Consider the following 21,124-nt stretch of genomic DNA (forward strand, 5'->3'; position numbering starts at 1 on the left):
GGTTGAACCCTGCGGATAGTTGATACATATTTGTTTAATCATATATGTTTGAGGTGGGGGAGGGAAGAGGGGGATGATGGAGCAGAGAATTTCAGGCAACAAAAAACCCATCAACCTTGAACCAAAACGGCGGGGTTGATGGGCTCCACAAATTGGGGACATCAAAGAAAAGCAGTGGCACTAGTTATGACTGCCCCCTGATAAAAAAGTTCTGCGCGTAACGAAAATTTTTTCGTTACGCGCAAAGTTAAGAGTTATCCGAGTCCAGGCCAGATGATGATGATGAGCGTACCTGCCAGCGTAAGCAGTACGTTAGCGATAGCGTAGGTGCCCGCATAACCCAGCGCCGGGATGTTGCTGCGGGCGGTATCGCTGATGATTTCCATGGCTGGCGCACAGGTACGCGCACCCATCATCGCCCCAAAAAGCAGGGCGCGGTTCATGCGCAGCACGTAGGCGCCGAACAGGAAACAGATCACCACCGGCACCAGGCTGACGATAAGTCCGGAAACTAACATTTGCCAGCCGACGGCGCCCAGGCTGTGGCCAATGCCGCTCCCGGCGCTTAAGCCGACACCCGCCATAAAGACCATCAGACCGAACTCTTTCACCATGTTCAGCGCGCCCTGCGGAATGTAGCCGAAGGTTGGGTGGTTTGCTCGCAGGAAGCCCAGCATGATCCCGGCAAACAGCAGCCCGGCGGCGTTACCGATGCCAAAGCTAAAGTTGCTGAACTGGAAAGTGATCATCCCAATCATCAGGCCAACAATAAAGAAGGCGCAGAAGGCCAACAGGTCGGTGACCTGGCTGTGAATGGAGATAAAGCCGATGCGGTCGGCGACGGTTTTTACGCGGCGTGCGTCGCCGCTGACCTGCAACACGTCACCTTTATTCAGGACGACATTATCGTCGATAGGCATCTCAATCTGGCTGCGGATCACGCGGTTCAGGAAGCATCCGTGGTCGGTCAGCTTCAGTTGCGCCAGACGACGGCCGACGGCGTTGTGGTTTTTCACCACAATCTCTTCGGTGACGATACGCATGTCGAGCAGGTCGCGGTCGAATACCTCTTTACCGTTACGGAAGCTTGGGTCCAGCCGCGCGTGGGCATCCGGGTAACCCACCAGGGCGATGTCGTCGCCCATCTGCAGTACCGCGTCGCCGTCCGGGTTCGCCAGGATGCCGTTACGGCGGATACGTTCGATATAGCAACCCGTCTGGCGGTAAATCCCCAGCTCGCGCAGATTTTTACCGTCCGCCCAGGCGACCAGCTCTGGCCCGACGCGATAAGCGCGGATCACCGGAAGATAAACTTTTCGTTTGGAGTCCGTGTCCAGACCGCGCTCGCGGGCGATTTGCTGGGCGCTGGTCTGCAGATCCTGATGCTGCAGTTTCGGCAGATAGCGTGCGCCTACAATCAGGCTCACCAGACCAATCAGATAGGTCAGGGCATAGCCCAGGCTCAGGTGATCGAGTGCGGTAGAAAGCTGTGCCCCGGCCATACCGGAATGGCGCAGGGTATCGCCTGCACCCACCAGAACCGGCGTCGAGGTCATGGAGCCTGCCAGCATACCGGCCGTTAACCCGATATCCCAGCCAAACAGTTTACCCAGCCCTAACGCGATCAGCAGCGCACTGCCGACCATCACCAGCGCCAGCATCAGATAATTTTTGCCGTCGCGGAAGAAAATGGAAAAAAAGTTAGGACCCGCTTCCACACCAACACAAAAAATAAACAGCATAAAACCTAAGTTAAGCGCGTCTGTGTTAATGCTGAAATGCTGCTGACCTAATAATAAGGAGACGACTAAAACGCCAATGGAATTACCAAGTTGTACTGAACCCAGGCGCAATTTACCCAGGCAAAGGCCCAGCGCCAGTACCACAAATAATAACAGGATGTAATTCCCATTTAACAAGTCTGCGACGTTTATATTCACGGAGGCTAACTTCTTGTTTACCAGTAAGTTGTTGAATGAAAGGACATTTTGGGCTACTGTTTTCAGTGCCAGGGAATACTTCTACACTCCCTGCGGCCAAAAAAATTCCCTAAGACAATAGCAGCTGGATAGTTTAATCGCATTAGCTACCAACGGCTACTCATTATCGCATAACCGTATGCGGGTTTTGGCAAGGATTGCCGCATAACTTTATCCGATCGGGTGTCCACGCGACGAAACTTTATTTGATAGAGAAGTCAGGAGGATAATTTGAACAATAAAGGAAAATGGGCAGGAGCGATAAGCTGTTTCTTACTGTTCACCGTTGTCTGTATGTCATTAGCGTTTAATGTTAAGGGGGCATTCAGAGCCTCCGGGCATCCGGAACTGGGACTGCTCTTTTTCATTCTGCCCGGCGTGGCCGCGAGTTTTCTCTCCCGCGAAGGCGAGGTTGTTAAGCCGCTGTTAGGGGCAATGCTGGCGGCACCGCTGTGTCTGGTGCTGATGCGGTTGCTTTTCGTGTCCACGCGAAGCCTCTGGCAGGAGCTGGCCTGGCTGCTGAGCGGCGTATTCTGGTGCGCGCTCGGTGCGCTGTTTTTCCTGTTTCTTCGCACTCTGATACGGCATCAACGGTTACATAATAAAAAAGAATGAGGACGCCGTTGCGCCCTCATTGCGTCCTCATAACGGCAGCACGGTTCCGCCGGGCAATTGCACCCTCATTGGCCCCAGGATGCTATTCATCAGGAGATCGCCATCCGGCATAAACTCCATCTGCGCGTAAATACCGTTGCCGCAGATATTGTCGTTAAATACGGTACTGTGCACGGTTTGCCCGGTATTCCAGTCCATACCTACCACCTTCCATCCGCCGTTATTGCGATAGTAACCGCTGGTATAAACCGTATTACTCGCAGAACTGATGGCCGGGATCATGGTGTTGGAGCAGATATCAGCCCGGCTCCAGGTTGAGCTCCAGCTGTGACTGACGGGATCCCAGGCAAAGCGCTCAACGCCCTGAGGAGAATCAAGGATCGGGCCGCGCGCTAGCGCGTCGGTAAGGGCGACTCCCGTACCGGTGCCTGCGCCCACGTTATTGACCACAAAGGCACCGTAGTCCTGAATCGCCACGGACTGATCGCTCTGGATGTATTCAGTGCTCAGCGGCAGACCGCAGGTTACCGGGATGATCCCCGCAATGCGCTCGCTGAACCCGGTAGGGATCGCATCGCGCCAGAAAGCCACCAGACTCATTCGCTTCTTACCGTCGGTGATCACCACCAGCTTATCGGCATCGCTGCCGAACCCCATTAATGTCGGCGTAGCCCCTGAACCCGAGCCGAAGATGGTCGGGTAGGTATCACCGGTGGGATAAGAACTTACCCATGCGCCATCGGCCGGATCGGCAGAGAGCGTGCTGCCTGTCCAGACGACTTTATGCATCAGCTTATCCGAGACGACATAAATACCGCCGTGTTCATCTACCGCCGCCGAGTTCGAAACATACTCATCAGCGCCCAGCGTCAGGGTATGCACCGGGCCAGAGAAGGTGCGCGAAACGACCGAAATGGACCGCGTGCCCAGCACAACCAGATTCCCGTCATAGGTCAACACGAGACCTGTGATGGCCTGTCCTTCCGGAATAAATGCCGAGGTATCCAGCGTGCGTTTAATGCCTATCCCCAATAACGGTAAATCAGGAACGTTCAACCCAACGGCATAGACTTTTGTGCCGTAGTTAGCGAACAAGGTATTAGTGTTATCCACAAGGCAATAGGCACTGTTAATTCCCCCGGAAGGGGTAACCGGTGAGAGTTGAGAAGTGATGCCTTCGATCACGCCAGGTGAATCCAGAGGTTGGGTGAGCAGTGTCACCAGCAGGTCTATGGGAAACTGAGTCAGTCCCGGAACGGGCAGGCGTGCTACGGGTGTAAAGGCATTACCGCTGGTACTGATATAGGTAATGCCGGTCCAGGTAACTCCCCACATATAATCGGGTGAGGGAGAGGCGAGGGTCATGATGTTAATGGGACCATTGACCGCCTGCGGCAGAGCAGGCGTGAGCGGTAACGACGCATGCACTGTACTTTCACCCGACGGAACCGGAAACGGCAGCGAGTCGGATTGAGAAGAGTCGAAGTGTGTGATAGCGGCTTTAGGGGCGGCGAGGTAAATATTCACGACAGGGTTCATGGTGTATCTCCACGGGGTAACCTGCATAACGGACGTTGCCCAGCGTCAGGCGACGTCCTGCCCGGAACACAATTTAGCTGTATATATATACAGTATTTTGAGTTCGTTCAGAAAGTATAATCAGATCGCCCGGCTTCGCCAGAGAAAATAAGAAATTTTTAATATATTGATTTTTATATATTTATTTTTGAGTTGTCTGCGTAACAGGTTGAGGTGGGGAGCCCGGACTTCATCGTAAAGATCATTTGTGAAGAAATACGCAAGGGGGTATTGAAAGGTCTGTCCTGACGAACTGCGTCAAAACCCTTTTTACGGAAGGCTTTGTAAGTTGTTGATTTATTAAGAATGAACTGAATGAGTTGAAAAAAGGGTTAAAGGCATCAGAATTGATTATTTTCTTTTATGACAATACGATAGCGATGTTTGCTTTCAGTGCACTGCCGTACAGGCAGCTTAGAAATGCGGCAGCTGTCCAGATAGCCTGCGCAATGTGTGCACTGCCGTACAGGCAGCTTAGAAAGGGCCGCGACCTCAGAAAGCATGTCGTCCATCGTGCACTGCCGTACAGGCAGCTTAGAAATGAATGTCGGGATTGGTAGGCGACCTACTGCCGTGCACTACCGTACAGGTAGCTTAGAAAGTCACAGTACGCCGTGACGTGCTCATTTGGCTTGTGCACCGCCGTACAGGCAGCTTAGAAAGGCTTCGTAGTCCGGCGTCTGGTGCAACTCAAGTGCACTGCCGCACAGGCAGCTTAGAAACATTCAAACCAACCGTCTGCAAAGCAGATTGCGTGCACTGCCGTACTGGCAGCTCAAAAAGAATTAACCAACAGTTCCGGGAGCAGCGACATTTTTACTGCCGTTCAGGGAGATTTACAACCACCTGGCCGTCAACAATGCCGGGTGGCGCTGCGCTTACCCGGCCTACAATCGGCATTAATATCAAGGAATTACATTATTTATCGTAGGGCAAAACGCAAGACGCGCACTGGATTAACAGGCTAATCCATGCATCATATGGTTCAATTCTATTGAATGAAGTAAAAAAGCAATGACTGGCAAATAGATAAAACCCCACGTCAGGGCGTGGGGTTTGCTTAGTGATTACTGAGCGGCAAACAGTCCCAGATGTTCTTTAGCGTAAGCTTCAAAATCGGTGCAGCCGCCAATGTGTTTCTGATCGAGGAAGATCTGCGGTACGGTTTCAACCGGTTTACCCACGGTTTTTTCCAGATCGGCTTTGGTGATGCCTTCTGCGTGGATATCCACATAGCGGAAGTTAAAGTCATCACGCTCTTCAGTCAGTTTTTCAGCCAGCTCTTTTGCGCGCACACAGTAAGGGCATCCTGGACGACCAAAAATTACTGCAAACATTTCTCTCTCCTCAAAAAACAAGCCTGACGGCGAATGACACGTATAGTGCACGATAACCTGCCGTCATTAAAGTAGGTTTCGCCTGTCGCTTTAATACCCTTGAGCTATGTTTCGCCAATTACATGCCGCGCATCATTGCCTATACTGGCTGCCACACGTATTAAGCAAGACAAAGAGAGAGACGATGACGCCAACAATTGACCTGCTCCGTTCCCACCGTTCTATCCGCCACTTCACCGATGAGCCCATTACCGAGGCGCAGCGTGAGGCCATCATCGACAGCGCCAGAGCCACCTCGAGCTCCAGCTTTCTGCAGTGCAGCTCGATTATTCGTATTACCGACAAGGCCATGCGCGAGCAGCTGGTGACGCTCACGGGCGGGCAGAAGCATGTAGCCCAGGCCGCCGAGTTCTGGGTATTCTGCGCTGACTTTAACCGTCACCTGCAAATTTGCCCTGAAGCCGAGCTGGGGCTGGCAGAACAGCTGCTGCTGGGCGTGGTCGATACCGCACTGATGGCGCAAAACGCCTTTACGGCGGCGGAATCGCTGGGATTAGGCGGCGTGTATATCGGCGGGCTGCGTAACAATATTGAAAGCGTAACCGAACTGCTGAAGCTGCCGAAGCACGTCCTGCCCCTGTTCGGTCTCTGCCTCGGCTGGCCGGCTGACAACCCGGATCTCAAGCCGCGCCTGCCTGCGGCGATGCTGGTCCATGAAAACCACTACCAGCCGGTCGACCAGGATGTTCTGAATCAATACGATGAAGAGCTGGCGCACTACTACATGACGCGCGGCAGCAATAACCGCCGCGATACCTGGAGCGACCACATCCGCCGTACCATCATTAAAGAAAATCGCCCGTTTATTCTCGATTATCTGCACAAACAGGGCTGGGCGACGCGCTAGTCCATTCGGTATGATACGCAGGCTTTTCCCATGTCTTTAGAGAGGTGCAGGGTGAAAATTGCCATTTTGTCCCGGGATGGAACGCTCTATTCATGCAAACGCCTGCGAGAAGCGGCGGCAAAACGCGGACATCAGATTGAGATCCTCGATCCGATGTCCTGCTATATGAACATTGACCCTGCTGCTTCCTCGATCCATTACAAAGGCCGCAAGCTACCGCATTTTGATGCGGTGATCCCCCGCATCGGCTCGCAGATCACCTATTACGGTACGGCCGCGCTGCGCCAGTTTGAAATGCTGGGCAGCTATCCTCTCAACGAATCTGTCGCCATTTCCCGTGCCCGGGATAAGCTGCGCTCGCTGCAGCTGCTCGCCCGCCAGGGTATCGATCTTCCGGTCACCGGCATCGCTCACTCCCCGGACGACACCAGCGATCTGATCGACATGGTGGGCGGCGCGCCGCTGGTCATCAAGCTGGTGGAAGGCACACAGGGTATTGGCGTGGTGCTGGCAGAGACGCGACAGGCAGCAGAGAGCGTGATTGACGCCTTCCGCGGCCTGAATGCGCACATTCTGGTGCAGGAGTACATCGAAGAGGCCAAAGGGCGCGATATCCGCTGTTTCGTGGTGGGCAATGAGGTGGTGGCGGCCATTGAGCGTCAGGCGAAAGAGGGCGATTTTCGCTCCAACCTCCACCGGGGCGGCGTTGCGCGGGTTGCTGATATCAGCGAGCGCGAGCGGGAGATTGCCGTGAAAGCGGCGCAAACGCTGGGGCTGGACGTGGCAGGCGTAGACCTTCTGCGGGCGACGCGCGGGCCGCTGGTGATGGAAGTGAATGCCTCGCCCGGGCTGGAAGGGGTAGAAAAAACCACCGGTGTCGATATTGCAGGTAAAATGATTGCATGGATTGAGCGTCATGCCACGCCGGGCTACTGTCTTAAAACGGGTGGTTAAATGGATTACCGCGCACTTTTTGAGTACCCTATGCGAAGTTTTTACTAAAGAGGCTCCACCGCGATGGATTTACAGGTCGTTCCAACACTGGATACGTTACGTCAATGGCTTGATGATGCCGGTATCACCTTCTTTGAATGTGATTCCTGCCAGGCGCTGCATCTGCCTCACATGCAGAATTTCGACGGCATTTTTGATGCCAAAATCGATCTCATTAACGACGTGATCCTCTTCTCTGCGCTGGCAGAAGTTAAGCCGTCTGCGCTGCTGGCGCTGGCCTCTGACCTCTCTGCGATCAACGCCAGTTCTTTGACGGTGAAAGCATTCCTCGATATACAGGATGATAATCTGCCAAAACTGGTCGTTTGCCAGTCTTTGTTCTCCGGCGCGGGGCTCTCCTTCAAGCAGTTCGCCTGGTTTATGCGTTTGAGTGAAGAGCAAATTTCAATGGTAATGATGGAAGCCAATGCACACCATCTGCTGTACAGCGCGGAAGACGATGCAGAGAATAATGATGCATCTCCCAATTTTCTTCACTAAGCCTGTCTGACTTTTGCGCAGTCGCTGCCAGAGCGGCTGCATAACGCCATTTATTCTGCTGCTTTTAACCTTTCTTTAAAGAATTTTTCACCTCCCCAAAGGCCATTTCGGCTTATCACGTAGACATAACCTGCATAAAAAATTGATAAAAGGCGTTTTTTCGTCTGGGCTATAGCCGGAGACACGGGCTACAGTTATTCTTGCGATGCTTAAAAAAGCGAGCGGATCCTGCCGGGTAAAGAGGTTTCTTTTTATTTTGAGCAGAGCGACAAACTATGCATGATTTTTGCATATATCCAGATTGCACAGTTTTAGTTCGTTTGTTAACGAGCTTTCAGAAGGAATAACACTATGATCGCCTTGAATAAAAAATGGTTATCGGGTCTGGTTGCGGGTGCTCTGATGGCCGTCTCTGCCGGCACGCTCGCTGCGGAACAAAAAACGCTGCATGTTTATAACTGGTCTGACTATATTGCCCCGGACACGGTGGCTAATTTTGAAAAAGAGACCGGCATTAAAGTGGTCTACGACGTGTTTGATTCCAACGAAGTGCTGGAAGGCAAACTGATGGCAGGCAGCACCGGTTTTGACCTGGTGGTACCGTCCGCAAGTTTCCTGGAGCGTCAGCTGACCGCAGGCGTTTTCCAGCCGCTGGACAAGAGCAAGTTACCAAACTGGAAAAACCTCGACCCGGAAGTGCTGAAGCTGGTCTCTAAGCATGACCCGGAGAACAAATACGCCATGCCGTATCTGTGGGCGACCACCGGTATTGGCTACAACGTGGATAAAGTCAAAGCGGCGCTGGGCCCGGACGTCAAGCTGGACAGCTGGGACGTGGTGCTGAAGCCGGAGAACCTTGCGAAGCTGAAAAGCTGCGGCGTCTCCTTCCTGGATGCCCCGGAAGAGATTTTCGCCACCGTGCTGAACTATCTTGGCAAAGATCCGAACAGCAACAAGGCGGATGACTACACCGGCCCGGCGACCGATCTGTTGCTGAAGCTGCGTCCGAATATCCGTTACTTCCACTCTTCACAGTACATTAACGACCTGGCTAACGGCGATATCTGCGTGGCAATTGGCTGGGCAGGGGACGTCTGGCAGGCGGCTAACCGCGCGAAAGAGGCGAAAAACGGCGTGAATGTCTCCTACTTCATTCCGAAAGAGGGGGCGCTGGCCTTCTTTGATGTCTTCGCCATGCCTGCCGATGCGAAAAACAAAGATGAAGCGTATCAGTTCCTTAACTACCTGATGCGTCCGGAAGTGATTGCCCATATCAGCGACCATGTCTACTACGCCAACGGTAACAAGGCCTCCTTGCCACTGATTAGCGAAGAGATCCGTAATAATCCGGCTATCTATCCGCCAGCGGATGTGTTTGCCAAGCTCTTCACCCTGAAAGTTCAGGATCCAAAAATTGACCGCGTACGTACCCGTGCGTGGACCAAGGTGAAAAGCGGGAAATAACGGCGTTTGGTAACGTTGCCCGGTGGCGCTATCGCTTACCGGGCCGACACAACCCGTAGGCCGGGCAAGCGTTCGCGCCGCCCGGCGATGCGCACCCTGACGGTGCGTTTGCACCAGTTTTGATCTATGCCGGAGAACACCCCGTGAATGACGCGATCCCCCGCCCGCAGGCGAAAGTCCGTAAAGCGCTGACCCCGCTACTTGAAATTCGTAACCTCACCAAATCTTTCGATGGCCAGCATGCCGTGGACGACGTCAGCCTGACTATCTACAAAGGCGAAATATTTGCCCTTCTCGGGGCGTCTGGTTGCGGTAAATCAACCTTGCTGCGCATGCTGGCCGGGTTTGAACAACCTACCGCCGGGCAGATTGTGCTGGATGGCGTGGATCTCTCCAGCGTACCGCCGTATCAGCGTCCGATTAACATGATGTTCCAGTCTTACGCACTGTTCCCGCATATGACGGTGGAGCAGAACATCGCGTTTGGCCTGAAGCAGGACAAGCTGCCAAAAGCCGAAATCACCGCGCGTGTGGCGGAGATGCTGAGTCTGGTGCACATGCAGGAGTTCGCGAAGCGTAAACCGCACCAGCTTTCTGGTGGTCAGCGTCAGCGCGTGGCACTGGCCCGAAGCCTGGCGAAACGCCCGAAACTGCTGCTGCTTGATGAGCCGATGGGTGCTCTGGATAAAAAACTGCGCGACCGTATGCAGCTCGAAGTGGTGGATATCCTCGAACGCGTAGGCGTGACCTGCGTGATGGTCACCCACGACCAGGAAGAGGCCATGACCATGGCCGGGCGTATCGCGATCATGAACCGCGGTAAGTTCGTGCAGATTGGCGAGCCGGAAGAGATTTATGAACACCCGACTACCCGCTACAGCGCGGAGTTCATCGGCTCGGTGAATGTTTTTGAAGGGCTGCTGAAAGCACGTGAAGAAGACGGGCTGATCATCGAATCGCCGGGGCTGCAGCATCCGCTGAAGGTCGACCCGGATAACTCCGTGGTAGACAACGTGCCGGTCTATATCGCCCTGCGACCGGAGAAAATCATGCTCTGTGAAGATCCTCCGGCCGATGGCTTTAACTTTGCCGTGGGCGAAGTGGTGCACATTGCCTATCTGGGCGATCTCTCTATCTACCACGTCCGTCTGAAGAGCGGACAGATGCTCAGCGCCCAGCTGCAAAACGAACATCGCTACCGTAAAGGACTGCCGACCTGGGGCGACGAAGTGCGTCTGTGCTGGGATGCGGACAGTTGTGTCGTGCTGACGGTATAAGGAGCGGCCAATGAGTACACTTGAACCGCCAGCCCGCGTCGAAAAACCGGGCGGCTTTGCGCACTGGCTGGCGCGCATGCAGATGAACCACGGCCGCAAGCTGGTGATTGCCATGCCTTACGTGTGGCTGATCCTGCTGTTCATGCTGCCGTTCCTGATCGTTTTCAAGATAAGCCTGGCGGAAATGGCGCGGGCGATCCCGCCCTACACCAATCTGCTGGACTGGGCAGACGGACAGCTGACGCTGACGCTTAACCTTGGCAACTTCCTTCAGTTGACGGAAGATCCGCTTTATGTCGAAGCCTATCTGCAGTCGCTGCAGGTGGCGGCGATCTCCACGCTCTGCTGTCTGCTGATGGGCTACCCGCTGGCATGGGCGGTGGCGCACAGTAAGCCCTCGACGCGCAATATTCTGCTGCTGCTGGTGATCCTGCCGTCGTGGACCTCGTTCCTGATCCGCGTCTACGCGTGGATGGGGATCCTGAAAAATAACGGGGTGCTGAATAACTTCCTGATGTGGTTAGGGGTTATCGATCAGCCGCTGACTATTCTGCACACCAATCTCGCGGTCTATATCGGGATTGTGTACGCCTACCTGCCGTTTATGGTGCTGCCGATCTATACGGCGCTGACGCGTATCGACTACTCGCTGGTGGAAGCCTCGCTGGATCTGGGCGCCCGTCCGCTGAAGACTTTCTTCAGCGTGATTGTGCCGCTGACCAAAGGCGGGATTATCGCCGGGTCGATGCTGGTGTTTATTCCGGCGGTTGGGGAGTTTGTGATCCCGGAACTGCTCGGCGGCCCGGACAGCATCATGATTGGCCGCGTGTTGTGGCAGGAGTTCTTCAATAACCGCGACTGGCCGGTGGCCTCCGCGGTGGCGATCGTGATGTTGCTGCTACTGATCGTGCCGATCATGTGGTTCCACAAGCATCAGCAGAAACAGATGGGAGACCACGGATGAACAACTTACCGGTAGTGCGCTCTCCGTGGCGAATTGCGATCCTGGTGATCGGCTTTACCTTCCTGTATGCGCCGATGCTGATGCTGGTGATCTACTCGTTCAACAGCTCCAAACTGGTCACCGTATGGGCTGGCTGGTCGACGCGCTGGTACAGCGAGCTGTTCCACGACGATGCGATGATGAGCGCGGTGGGGCTGAGCCTGACCATCGCGGCGCTGGCGGCCACGATGGCCTGCGTGCTGGGCACGATTGCCGCGCTGGTGATGGTGCGCTTCGGGCGTTTTCGCGGCTCGAACGGCTTTGCCTTTATGATCACCGCGCCGCTGGTGATGCCGGACGTGATCACCGGCCTGTCGCTGCTGCTGCTGTTTGTGGCGCTGGCGCATGCCATTGGCTGGCCGGCGGATCGCGGCATGCTCACCATCTGGCTGGCGCATGTGACCTTCTGTACCGCGTACGTGGCGGTGGTCATCTCCTCGCGTCTGCGCGAGCTGGATCGCTCCATTGAAGAGGCGGCGATGGATCTCGGTGCGACGCCGGTGAAGGTCTTTTTCATCATTACGCTGCCGATGATTATGCCGGCGGTGATCTCCGGCTGGCTGCTGGCCTTTACCCTGTCGCTCGACGATCTGGTGATCGCCAGCTTTGTCTCCGGGCCAGGGGCGACGACGTTGCCAATGCTGGTCTTCTCCAGCGTGCGCATGGGGGTGAACCCGGAGATCAACGCCCTGGCGTCGATTATCCTCGGCGTGGTCGGAATTGTCGGATTTATCGCCTGGTATTTGATGGCGCGCGCGGAAAAGCAGCGCGTGCGCGATATCCAGCGTGCAAGACGCGGCTGAAGGAATTATTATTTCCAGTGATGTGCCGCGCATGACGCGGCACTGTTTTTCAGGGAAGTAAAACATTGGGATTATTAAAAAAATCACGTCTTACGCACGCTCGTCCAAACGTTCCTGCGCTGGTGCAGGTGGCGGCGCTCGCTATTATTATGATCCGCTGTCTTGATGTACTGATGATCCTCAACACCCTGGGGGCGCGCGGCATCGGTGAGTTCATTCACCGCAGCGTGCAAACCTGGAACCTCACGCTGGTATTCCTCAGCAGCCTTGTGCTGGTGTTTATCGAAATCTACTGCGCGTTTTCGCTGGTTAAAGGGCGCAACTGGGCGCGTTGGGTCTATCTGCTGACGCAGGTGACCGCCGCCAGCTATCTGTGGGCCGCCTCGCTGGGCTATGGCTATCCGGAGCTGTTCAGCATTGCCGGTGGATCCAAACGCGAGATCTTCCATGCGCTGGTCATGCAGAAATTACCCGATATGCTGGTGCTCCTGCTGCTCTTTGCTCCAGCCTCAAGCCGGCGGTTCTTCCGCCTGCAATAATGTGTATAATCGCAGCCCTCGTTATTCTTAAGGTTTTCCTATGCAGTGCGCACTCTATGACGCCGGACGCTGTCGCTCCTGTCAGTGGATAGAACAGCCGGTCTCTCAACAACTCACCGCCAAAATGGCCGACCTGCAACAGCTGCTGGCTGAACATGCGGTGGGTGAGTGGTGCGCCCCCGTCAGCGGCCCGGAGCAGGGTTTTCGTAATAAAGCCAAAATGGTGGTCAGCGGCAGCGTAGAAAAACCGCTGCTGGGCATGCTGCATCGCGACGGTACGCCGGAAGATCTCACCGGCTGCCCGCTTTATCCTGCCTCGTTTGAGCCGGTCTTCGCGGCACTCAAACCGTTTATTGCCCGCGCGGGGTTAACGCCTTATAACGTCGCCCGTAAGCGCGGCGAGCTGAAATATCTCCTCCTGACCGAGAGCCAGATGGACGGCGGTATGATGCTGCGTTTCGTGCTGCGCTCGCAAGCCAAGCTGGAACAACTGCGCGCGGCGCTGCCGTGGCTGCAGGAGCAGCTTCCGCAGCTGAAGGTCATTACCGCCAATATTCAGCCGGTGCATATGGCGATTATGGAGGGGGAGACAGAGATCTTCTTCACCGGGCAGCATGCACTGGCGGAAACGTTCAACAACGTGCCGCTGTGGATCCGCCCGCAAAGTTTCTTCCAGACCAACCCGACGGTGGCGAGTGCGTTATATGCCACCGCCCGCGACTGGGTGAGGGCGTTAAACATCCATCATATGTGGGATCTGTTCTGCGGTGTCGGGGGCTTTGGTCTGCACTGCGCCACGCCCGAGATGCAGCTGACCGGGATTGAGATCGCCGCCGAAGCGATTGCCTGCGCGAAACAGTCTGCCGCTGAGCTCGGATTAACCAATCTGCACTTCCAGGCGCTGGACTCCACGCAGTTCGCGACCGGGCAGGGCAACGTACCGGAGCTGGTGCTGGTCAACCCGCCGCGCCGGGGCATTGGCAAGGCGCTGTGCGACTATCTGAGCCAGATGGCGCCGGATTACATTATTTACTCCAGCTGCAACGCCCGTACCATGGCGACAGATATCGCTCATCTGCCGGGCTACCGTATTGAACGCGTTCAGCTTTTCGATATGTTCCCGCATACCGCGCATTATGAAGTGTTGACGTTGTTAACCCGCATCCCGGGTAAGGCGTAGCCGCCACCCGGCATGACATCCGCAAAATCTTCAACAAAATGTGAACTCTTCAACCCTGCGAAATCAGGTAAGCTTACGTCATAAGAGATGAAATAAGGCTTACCCATGAAGCAGATCCTGCTGGTGGAAGATGACCACGATATCGCGGCACTTCTGCGACTCAATTTAGAAGATGAAGGCTACACCATTACCCACGAGCCCGACGGCGGCAACGCGTTACAGTGCCTTGAAAAACAGCCGTGGGACGCGGTGATCCTCGATCTTATGCTCCCCAACGTCGACGGTCTGGAGATTTGCCGTCGTATTCGCCAGATGACCCGCTACCTGCCGGTGATCATTATTAGCGCCCGCAGCAGCGAAACCGATCGGATCACCGGCCTGGAAACCGGCGCGGATGATTATCTGGCAAAACCGTTCTCGGTGCAGGAGCTGATTGCGCGCATTAAGGCGCTGTTCCGCCGCCAGCAGGCGATGGGGCAGGCGCAGAGTGCCGGGAATATTCAGGCGCATGGCCTGACGATCGACCCGCTGGCCCGCAGCGTGCTGCTTCACGGCCAGATAGTGGATCTCACCCCGCGCGAGTTTGAACTGCTGTACTTCTTTGCCCGCCATCCTGGCGAGGTCTTCTCGCGTCTGGCGCTGCTGGAGCAGGTGTGGGGCTATCAGCACGAAGGTTACGAGCATACCGTTAACACCCATATCAACCGCCTGCGCATCAAGATTGAAAAAGACGCTGCCGAGCCGGAGATCATTCGCACCGTCTGGGGCAAAGGCTATAAATTTGCGGAGCCGCACCATGATGCGCCGCTTTAGCCTGAGCCAGCGCCTGACGCTGCTGTTCATTTTATTGATGATGCTCTGTGCCGCCGTCGCCTGCGCCGTCCAGCTCTACAGCAGCATGCAGTATGGTAACGCCATGGTTCAGCGTCTCTCTGGCGGCCTGGCGCAACAGATCGTGCAGCGCGAACCAATTCTGAACGCCCAGGGCAGGGTCGACCGTACCGCGCTGAAACCGCTCTTTGACAGGCTGATGACCTTCAACCCGAGCGTGGAACTGTACGTCGTCTCCCCGGATGGCGATATTCTGGCCGATGCCGCCCCGCCGGGCCATATTCAGCGACAAAGCATCAATCTCGCGCCGGTACAGGAGTTCCTCAGCGGTGCGGCCATGCCGGTTTTTGGCGACGATCCGCGTAGCCAGAACAAGAAAGTGTTCAGCGCGACGCCGTTACGTCAGGACGGCGAGCTTAAAGGCTATCTGTATATTATTTTACAGGGCGAGGAGTCGAACGCGCTGGCGGACATGGCCTGGCACAAGGCGCTGTGGAGTACGGTGCTCTGGTCAATGCTGTGGGTGGCGCTGTTTGGCCTGCTGGCGGGCTTACTGATCTGGTACTGGGTCACGCGTCCGGTTAAACGGCTGACGCGTGAAGTGGCCGGGCTGGAGCATGACAGCATGAGCGCGATACGCGCGCTGGCGGTCCAACAGCCGGATGCGACAGCAAAAGATGAAGTGGCGGTCCTGCGTAACAGTTTTATCGAGCTGGCACGCAAAATCACCCACCAGTGGGATCAACTGGCCGACAGCGACCGCCAGCGCCGGGAGTTTATCGCCAATATTTCCCACGACTTACGCACGCCGCTGACCTCGCTGCTGGGCTATCTGGAAACGCTGTCGCTGAAATCCGCCACCCTGACGCCGCAGGAGCATCAGCAATACCTCGCCACGGCGTTGCGTCAGGGGCAAAAGGTGCGTCATCTGTCACAGCAGTTGTTTGAGCTTGCGCGTCTTGAGCACGGCGGCATCAAGCCCCAGCGCGAGCGTTTTGCGATGGGAGAGCTTATTTCCGACGTGGCGCAAAAGTTTGAGCTCACGGCGCGCACGCGCGAGCTTCAGCTCCAGATAGACGTTCCCGGGCCGCTGCCGCTGGTGTATGCCGATGTCTCGATGATAGAGCGCGTGGTGACCAATCTGCTGGATAACGCCATCCGCCATACCCCCACCGGCGGCAAGATCCGTCTCGCCGTATGGCAGGAGAATGAAAAGCTACAGGTTGAGGTGGCCGATTCAGGAACCGGTGTGGATGCCGCGCTGCGCGACGATCTGTTCCAGCGGCCTTCAGCGTTGAATCCGCAGGCAACGCGGGAGAATCGCGGTGGGTTAGGGCTGTTGATTGTCAAACGGATGCTGGAACTACACGGGGGAGGGATCAGGCTGATGGAGTCGGTGAGCGGGGCGCGGTTCAGGTTCTTCGTGCCGTTGTGAGAGAGTGCCGGGTGGCGCTGCGCTTACCCGGCCTACAACTCCCCCCGTAGGCCGGGTAAGGCGAAGCCGTCACCCGGCAAAAAAAGTTACTGCGGGAACCACTGGTCGCTGATTTTCTGATACGTACCGTCAGCTTTAATCGCCTTCAGCGCGCCGTTCAGTTTGGCCAGCAACGCTTTGTTATCCGGACGCACCGCAATGCCCAGACCCGTACCGAAGTACTGCGGATCGGTCACTTTTTCGGTTGCCGTACCGAGCTGCGGGTTGGTTTTCAGCCATTCGTTTACGACCGCGGTGTCACCAAATACGCCATCGATACGGCCATTTTTCAGGTCGATAATCGCGTTCTGATAGCTGTCATACGCCACGGTTTTCACTTCAGGATGTTTGTCCTGCAGGTACTTCTGGTGCGTGGTGCCGTTTTCCATCCCGATGCGTTTGCCTTTCAGCTCATCAAAGGATTTATAAGCCCCTTTCTTCGCAATGACCACCGCCGAGTTGGCGTAGTATGGGTCGGTGAAGGCCACCTGCTTGCTACGCTCTGGCGTGATGTCCATACCGGAGATCACCGCGTCGTATTTTTTAAATTTCAGGGACGGGATCAGGCTGTCAAAGGCATGGTTGGTAAAGGTGCAGTCGGCCTGCATCTGTTTGCACAGTGCTTTCGCCAGATCGATATCAAAACCCACGATCTGGTTGCTGGCATCCAGCGATTCAAATGGCGGATATGTGGCAGAAACGCCGAAATTGATTTTATCGGCAGCCGTTGCGCCTGCGGCAAACGTTGCCAGTAATGCGGCCAGAACTAACTTTTTCATTGTAATACTCCCGTCTGTAGGTCTTATGAAAGTACAATGCCATTTAATGAATTTATATTCAATATAAATGATTAAATATTTATTGTGTAATAAAAAAAAGCGGATAACCCATCAGGTTACCCGCTCTATCAATACCGTTTTATGCATTTACGTGATTAATTTCTGCGCTCAAACGCCAGCGCTTTACGCTCGATCAGGCGCATCATCAGCGTCAACAGTCCGTTAACTACCAGATACACCACGCCTGCCGCGCCAAACACCATCACATCGTAGGTGCGTCCATAGAGCAGTTGCCCGTGGCCCATCACTTCCATCAGGGTGATGGTGTAGGCCAGCGAGGTACTCTTGAACACCAGCACCACTTCGTTGGAGTAAGAGGAGAGGGCACGCTTAAAGGCGTACGGCAGCAAAATGGCCAGCGTATCTTTTTTGCTCATGCCGAGCGCGCCGCAGGACTGCCATTGTCCTTCCGGAATGGCGCGGATCGCTCCGTAGAACAGCTGAGTGGTGTAGGCGGCGCTGTTCAGTGAAAGGGCGATCAGGGCACACAGCCACGGCTCAGAGAGCAGATGCCAGATAACCGGATACTCCTGCAGCGACGGGAACTGGCCCGGGCCGTAGTAAATCAGGAAGATCTGCACCAGCAGCGGCGTACCGGTAAAGAGGGTGATATAGCCGCGCACAATCCACACCAGCACCGGCGTTTTCAGCGTCAGGATGATGGTAAAGATCAGTGCCAGGATCAGCGCCACGATGATGGACGCCACGGTCAACGTCAGGCTGGTGTGCAGCCCTTTCATCAGCTCGGGTAAATAGTCCAGCATCAGCCTGGTCTCCGTTCAAAGCGCGTCGCACGCAGGTCAATACGCTTAAGGATGTACTGACTCAGCAACGTGATCACCAGGTAGATAGCCGCCGCCACAATGTACCAGGTAAACGGCTCCTGGGTGCGGGTAGCGATGCTTTTGGTCTGCAGCATTAAATCGTTAACGCTTATCAGGCTCACCAGCGCGGTATCTTTCAGCAGCACCAGCCACTGGTTCCCTAAACCCGGCAGGGCATGACGCCACATCTGCGGCATCACCAGACGGAAGAAGATCGCCGCTTTCGACATTCCCAGCGCCTGGCCAGATTCCCATTGTCCTTGCGGTACCGCTTTCAGCGCACCGCGCAGGGTTTGCGACGCGTACGCAGAATAGAGCAGGGAAAGGGCAATGACGCCACAGAGGAACGGGCTGACGTCGAAGTTTTCAATCTGCATCTGCACCGGGATCTGCACGACGCCAAGATTGAGGGTAAAGCCGTCCGACAGCGTCAGCAGCAGCTGTGAGGAACCGAAATAGATAAACAGGACCACCAGAATCTCCGGTAGCCCACGCAGCACGGTGACCAGCGCGGAGCCGGTCCAGGCGACAGGGAACCACTTTGCAGATTCCCATACCGCAAAGAACATCGCCAGCACCAGGCCGATAATCAGTGCGCAAACGGCAAGGCCGACGGTCATCCCGGCGGCGCTTGCTAAAGGAAGAATTTCATTCATCAGGAATTACTTCTGGAACCATTTTTTATAGATGGTTTCGTAGGTGCCGTCTTTCTTCACTTTTTCCAGCGCAGCGTTGAATTTCTGCTGCAGCTCAGTGTTGCCCTGACGAACGGCAATCCCCAGACCTGTGCCGAAGTAGTCCTTATCGGTCACTTTGTCGCCCACTGGCGCGAGTTTATCGTTGGCTTTCAGCCATTCGGTTACTACCGCGGTGTCACCAAACACGCCATCGATACGGCCGTTCTGCAGATCCAGCTTCGCGTTCTGGTAGCTGTCGTAAGGCACGGTGGTGATTTCCGGATGTTTATCCATGATGAATTTCTGGTGCGTGGTGCCGTTCTGTACGCCCACTTTTTTGCCTTTCAGCTGGTCAACAGAGGTAAATTTCCCTTTCTGACCAATAAACAGGGCGGAGTTGTCATAGTACGGCGTGGTGAACAGCACCTGCTTTTCACGCTCTGGGGTGATGTCCATACCGGCCATCACGGCGTCGATACGGCGGAACTTCAGGCTTGGGATCAGGCTGTCAAACGCCTGGTTGCTGAAGGTACAGGTCGCGTCGATCTCTTTACACAGCGCGTTAGCCAGATCGACATCGAAGCCCACAATCTTGTTGTTGGCGTCGATAGATTCAAACGGAGGATAGGACGCTTCGGTGGCGAAACGGATGGTCTGGGCTGCGGTAGCGGAAAGGCTGACGCTAGCGAGCAGCGCGGCAATCAATACTTTTTTCATTATCATTTTCCCTGGCACTCTCAGTGAGATAAGTAGTTTTTGAAGGCATCGGTTTGCGGGTTGGTAAAGCAACTCGCATCACCTTGCTCAACGATATACCCGTTTTCCATGTAGACCACACGGCTGGCGGTTTTACGCGCCACTTCCACTTCATGGGTGACGATGACCTGAGTAATGTTGGTTTCCGCCAGCTCACGAATGATGCTCACGATCTGGGCGGTGATTTCCGGGTCCAGCGCAGCGGTCGGCTCATCAAACAGCAGTACCGCTGGCTCCATCATCAGCGCACGGGCAATCGCCACACGCTGTTGCTGACCCCCGGAGAGGTGCAGCGGATAACGATCGCTGTAGGGCTTAAGGCGCAGACGCTCCAGCAGCTTTTCAGCACGCGCCATCGCCTGATCCTTGCTCAAACCGAGAACGCGGCAGGGCGCTTCAATCAGGTTTTGCAGGACGGTCAGATGCGGCCAGAGGTTGTATTGCTGGAAGACCATGCCAACGTTTTGACGCAGTTCACGAATCGCTTTATCGGACGGCGTTTTCGCAAAATCAAAGTGGTTACCGGCGATAGCCAGCGTTCCTGAACGGGGCATTTCAAGCAGATTAAGGACACGCAAAAGAGAACTTTTACCCGCGCCACTTGGGCCAAGCAAAACCAGCGTTTCGCCTTCCGGGCACTCCAGCGTGATGTCGAACAGCGCCTGGTGTGCGCCGTAGAAGCAGTTAATGCCGTTTAGTTTAATACTCATCGGGGCAGTCTTTACTCATCCAGGCAATCTATAGCAATTGAGGCCGCAGATAGTACCGTTGACAGAATAGTTATGCAATATTTCTGCGTTAAAAGTTAAATATAACCCGTAATACCCCTTAAACATAGCACAAAATAGCGAAGCCCAAGGTCGGCGAGTATAAATGTCGGCATTCCGCATGAAATGCCGCACATTTTTCGGGGTTTACAATTCTGAAACAGTGGGTTTAGCGATTCTCAATCGACTGGCGCAGCGTGCCTGCCGGGGCATGAACGCTCCCGCCGATATAGCGTACGTCATCCACCGCCCAGCACTGGCCTTCGCGGATCATCAGCACTTCATCCTGCCAGGTTTGGGTGCCCTGGGTCAGCTTCACGCGCAGGGGGATGTTACGCGCATCGGTGTTCGGGATGGTCGAGGCGCTGGCCACTTCGGCGCTGTCCGGCAACGTCGTGCGGCTGGAGAACGGATCGGATTTCAGCAGCGCGTTGTGCTGCGGATCGCGCGTGGCATCGTTCAGCAGTTTTGCCAGCCCATCGCTCAGATACGGACGCAGGCCGGTGAGATCGTTGCTGCGGTGTTGAATGCGATAATCATAGAACTGTTGCGCCACGGTATCCGGGCCGCCCTCTATACAGGGGCCGCTGCGGGTACCGATATCCTTAAAGGCTGGCGTGACCGTGGTGGTACACGCGCTGAGCACCAGCGCGCAGGGCACCAAAAGCGTTAAAGCAGAGTAGCGCATGTTGATTTCCTTATTTATTAACTATCCTTTCAATCATAGCGTAACGAACCGATAATGCTGGTGAAGTTATGGGCTAAGGCATTGAACGCTAA

Annotated in this window: 21 protein-coding genes and 1 CRISPR repeat array; of the genes, 12 read left to right on the forward strand and 9 right to left on the reverse strand. The window is 55.2% G+C overall.

Annotated elements, in window-relative coordinates:
* Window positions 1–254 precede the first annotated feature (254 nt).
* Window positions 255–1,940 (reverse strand): aspartate:alanine antiporter, encoded by a 1,686-nt coding sequence (locus ACQG2G_RS06935; RefSeq protein WP_014169303.1) that lies wholly within the window; start codon window positions 1,938–1,940, stop codon window positions 255–257.
* A 270-nt stretch (window positions 1,941–2,210) separates the two neighbouring features.
* Between ACQG2G_RS06935 and ACQG2G_RS06940 the strand changes: the two genes are divergently transcribed.
* On the forward strand, window positions 2,211–2,594 hold the full coding sequence (locus tag ACQG2G_RS06940) for an inner membrane protein YbjM (RefSeq protein ID WP_426769207.1): 384 nt from the start codon (window positions 2,211–2,213) through the stop codon (window positions 2,592–2,594).
* A 27-nt stretch (window positions 2,595–2,621) separates the two neighbouring features.
* Here ACQG2G_RS06940 and ACQG2G_RS06945 read toward each other — a convergent pair whose 3' ends face one another.
* Window positions 2,622–4,133: a hypothetical protein gene (locus ACQG2G_RS06945; protein WP_061771795.1), complete on the reverse strand. Its 1,512-nt coding sequence runs from the start codon at window positions 4,131–4,133 to the stop codon at window positions 2,622–2,624.
* A 432-nt stretch (window positions 4,134–4,565) separates the two neighbouring features.
* Window positions 4,566–4,954: a CRISPR direct-repeat array (repeat unit 28 nt; unit sequence GTGCACTGCCGTACAGGCAGCTTAGAAA).
* A 285-nt stretch (window positions 4,955–5,239) separates the two neighbouring features.
* Window positions 5,240–5,509, reverse strand: coding sequence for a GrxA family glutaredoxin (locus ACQG2G_RS06950; RefSeq protein ID WP_006809455.1), 270 nt, complete (start codon window positions 5,507–5,509; stop codon window positions 5,240–5,242).
* A gap of 184 nt (window positions 5,510–5,693) precedes the next feature.
* On the opposite strand from ACQG2G_RS06950, the gene nfsA reads away from it, so the two are divergent.
* The 11 genes from nfsA (at window position 5,694) to ACQG2G_RS07005 (ending at window position 16,442) form a co-directional block, all read left to right on the forward strand.
* The gene (nfsA, locus tag ACQG2G_RS06955; protein ID WP_013097374.1) at window positions 5,694–6,416 is read left to right on the forward strand and encodes a nitroreductase NfsA; all 723 of its coding nucleotides are present in this window, start codon (window positions 5,694–5,696) and stop codon (window positions 6,414–6,416) included.
* A 51-nt stretch (window positions 6,417–6,467) separates the two neighbouring features.
* On the forward strand, window positions 6,468–7,370 hold the full coding sequence (gene rimK / locus ACQG2G_RS06960) for a 30S ribosomal protein S6--L-glutamate ligase (protein WP_013097373.1): 903 nt from the start codon (window positions 6,468–6,470) through the stop codon (window positions 7,368–7,370).
* Between the two features lie 63 nt (window positions 7,371–7,433).
* The gene (locus ACQG2G_RS06965; RefSeq protein ID WP_003858385.1) at window positions 7,434–7,910 is read left to right on the forward strand and encodes a YbjN domain-containing protein; all 477 of its coding nucleotides are present in this window, start codon (window positions 7,434–7,436) and stop codon (window positions 7,908–7,910) included.
* A gap of 351 nt (window positions 7,911–8,261) precedes the next feature.
* A complete protein-coding gene (potF, locus tag ACQG2G_RS06970) occupies window positions 8,262–9,374 on the forward strand; it encodes a spermidine/putrescine ABC transporter substrate-binding protein PotF (RefSeq protein ID WP_013097372.1) in 1,113 nt (370 codons plus the stop codon).
* 143 nt (window positions 9,375–9,517) lie between these two features.
* Complete coding sequence (gene potG / locus ACQG2G_RS06975) at window positions 9,518–10,651, forward strand: putrescine ABC transporter ATP-binding subunit PotG (RefSeq protein WP_013097371.1); 1,134 nt, start codon at window positions 9,518–9,520, stop codon at window positions 10,649–10,651.
* Window positions 10,652–10,661: 10 nt separating this feature from the next.
* A complete protein-coding gene (gene potH, locus ACQG2G_RS06980) occupies window positions 10,662–11,615 on the forward strand; it encodes a putrescine ABC transporter permease PotH (RefSeq protein WP_020689896.1) in 954 nt (317 codons plus the stop codon).
* The gene (gene potI / locus ACQG2G_RS06985) at window positions 11,612–12,457 is read left to right on the forward strand and encodes a putrescine ABC transporter permease PotI (RefSeq protein WP_013097369.1); all 846 of its coding nucleotides are present in this window, start codon (window positions 11,612–11,614) and stop codon (window positions 12,455–12,457) included. Before potH ends, potI begins: the two co-directional genes overlap by 4 nt.
* A gap of 65 nt (window positions 12,458–12,522) precedes the next feature.
* Complete coding sequence (locus tag ACQG2G_RS06990) at window positions 12,523–12,996, forward strand: YbjO family protein (protein WP_020689898.1); 474 nt, start codon at window positions 12,523–12,525, stop codon at window positions 12,994–12,996.
* Window positions 12,997–13,036: 40 nt separating this feature from the next.
* On the forward strand, window positions 13,037–14,176 hold the full coding sequence (gene rlmC / locus ACQG2G_RS06995; protein ID WP_029883195.1) for a 23S rRNA (uracil(747)-C(5))-methyltransferase RlmC: 1,140 nt from the start codon (window positions 13,037–13,039) through the stop codon (window positions 14,174–14,176).
* A 105-nt stretch (window positions 14,177–14,281) separates the two neighbouring features.
* Window positions 14,282–14,989 (forward strand): response regulator transcription factor, encoded by a 708-nt coding sequence (locus ACQG2G_RS07000; protein WP_020689900.1) that lies wholly within the window; start codon window positions 14,282–14,284, stop codon window positions 14,987–14,989.
* A complete protein-coding gene (locus tag ACQG2G_RS07005) occupies window positions 14,973–16,442 on the forward strand; it encodes a sensor histidine kinase (RefSeq protein WP_061771796.1) in 1,470 nt (489 codons plus the stop codon). The genes ACQG2G_RS07000 and ACQG2G_RS07005 overlap by 17 nt, the downstream gene beginning before the upstream one ends.
* Window positions 16,443–16,528: 86 nt before the next feature.
* Here ACQG2G_RS07005 and artJ read toward each other — a convergent pair whose 3' ends face one another.
* The 6 genes from artJ to ACQG2G_RS07035 all read right to left on the reverse strand — a co-directional run bounded on the left by artJ (window position 16,529) and on the right by ACQG2G_RS07035 (window position 21,032).
* Window positions 16,529–17,260, reverse strand: a complete 732-nt coding sequence (artJ, locus tag ACQG2G_RS07010) for an arginine ABC transporter substrate-binding protein ArtJ (RefSeq protein ID WP_013097364.1) — start codon at window positions 17,258–17,260, stop codon at window positions 16,529–16,531.
* A gap of 155 nt (window positions 17,261–17,415) precedes the next feature.
* Complete coding sequence (gene artM / locus ACQG2G_RS07015; protein ID WP_013097363.1) at window positions 17,416–18,084, reverse strand: arginine ABC transporter permease ArtM; 669 nt, start codon at window positions 18,082–18,084, stop codon at window positions 17,416–17,418.
* Entirely contained in the window at window positions 18,084–18,800 is a 717-nt protein-coding gene (artQ, locus tag ACQG2G_RS07020) for an arginine ABC transporter permease ArtQ (RefSeq protein WP_013097362.1), read from the reverse strand. Before artQ ends, artM begins: the two co-directional genes overlap by 1 nt.
* Before the next feature lie 6 nt (window positions 18,801–18,806).
* Window positions 18,807–19,538 (reverse strand): arginine ABC transporter substrate-binding protein ArtI, encoded by a 732-nt coding sequence (artI, locus tag ACQG2G_RS07025; RefSeq protein WP_020689903.1) that lies wholly within the window; start codon window positions 19,536–19,538, stop codon window positions 18,807–18,809.
* Between the two features lie 20 nt (window positions 19,539–19,558).
* Window positions 19,559–20,287 (reverse strand): arginine ABC transporter ATP-binding protein ArtP, encoded by a 729-nt coding sequence (gene artP / locus ACQG2G_RS07030; RefSeq protein ID WP_013097360.1) that lies wholly within the window; start codon window positions 20,285–20,287, stop codon window positions 19,559–19,561.
* Window positions 20,288–20,513: 226 nt separating this feature from the next.
* Window positions 20,514–21,032 carry a lipoprotein gene (locus ACQG2G_RS07035; RefSeq protein ID WP_013097359.1) on the reverse strand — a complete coding sequence of 173 codons (519 nt, stop codon included), beginning with the start codon at window positions 21,030–21,032 and terminating at the stop codon, window positions 20,514–20,516.
* Window positions 21,033–21,124: the final 92 nt, after the last annotated feature.

The organism is Enterobacter cloacae complex sp. 382A5 (genome assembly GCF_050031095.1).
GTDB lineage: Bacteria > Pseudomonadota > Gammaproteobacteria > Enterobacterales > Enterobacteriaceae > Enterobacter > Enterobacter cloacae.

Bases quoted from the DNA above. Each gene is read 5' to 3' on its own strand.
- potH (WP_020689896.1), top strand. From the start codon at position 10,662: ATGAGTACACTTGAACCGCCAGCCCGCGTCGAAAAACCGGGCGGCTTT.
- ACQG2G_RS06965 (WP_003858385.1), top strand. From the start codon at position 7,434: ATGGATTTACAGGTCGTTCCAACACTGGATACGTTACGTCAATGGCTT.
- artJ (WP_013097364.1), bottom strand. From the start codon at position 17,260: ATGAAAAAGTTAGTTCTGGCCGCATTACTGGCAACGTTTGCCGCAGGC.
- ACQG2G_RS07005 (WP_061771796.1), top strand. From the start codon at position 14,973: ATGATGCGCCGCTTTAGCCTGAGCCAGCGCCTGACGCTGCTGTTCATT.
- nfsA (WP_013097374.1), top strand. From the start codon at position 5,694: ATGACGCCAACAATTGACCTGCTCCGTTCCCACCGTTCTATCCGCCAC.
- artP (WP_013097360.1), bottom strand. From the start codon at position 20,287: ATGAGTATTAAACTAAACGGCATTAACTGCTTCTACGGCGCACACCAG.
- artM (WP_013097363.1), bottom strand. From the start codon at position 18,084: ATGCTGGACTATTTACCCGAGCTGATGAAAGGGCTGCACACCAGCCTG.
- ACQG2G_RS06950 (WP_006809455.1), bottom strand. From the start codon at position 5,509: ATGTTTGCAGTAATTTTTGGTCGTCCAGGATGCCCTTACTGTGTGCGC.
- ACQG2G_RS07000 (WP_020689900.1), top strand. From the start codon at position 14,282: ATGAAGCAGATCCTGCTGGTGGAAGATGACCACGATATCGCGGCACTT.
- artQ (WP_013097362.1), bottom strand. From the start codon at position 18,800: ATGAATGAAATTCTTCCTTTAGCAAGCGCCGCCGGGATGACCGTCGGC.
- artI (WP_020689903.1), bottom strand. From the start codon at position 19,538: ATGAAAAAAGTATTGATTGCCGCGCTGCTCGCTAGCGTCAGCCTTTCC.
- potI (WP_013097369.1), top strand. From the start codon at position 11,612: ATGAACAACTTACCGGTAGTGCGCTCTCCGTGGCGAATTGCGATCCTG.
- potF (WP_013097372.1), top strand. From the start codon at position 8,262: ATGATCGCCTTGAATAAAAAATGGTTATCGGGTCTGGTTGCGGGTGCT.
- rlmC (WP_029883195.1), top strand. From the start codon at position 13,037: ATGCAGTGCGCACTCTATGACGCCGGACGCTGTCGCTCCTGTCAGTGG.
- ACQG2G_RS07035 (WP_013097359.1), bottom strand. From the start codon at position 21,032: ATGCGCTACTCTGCTTTAACGCTTTTGGTGCCCTGCGCGCTGGTGCTC.
- ACQG2G_RS06945 (WP_061771795.1), bottom strand. From the start codon at position 4,133: ATGAACCCTGTCGTGAATATTTACCTCGCCGCCCCTAAAGCCGCTATC.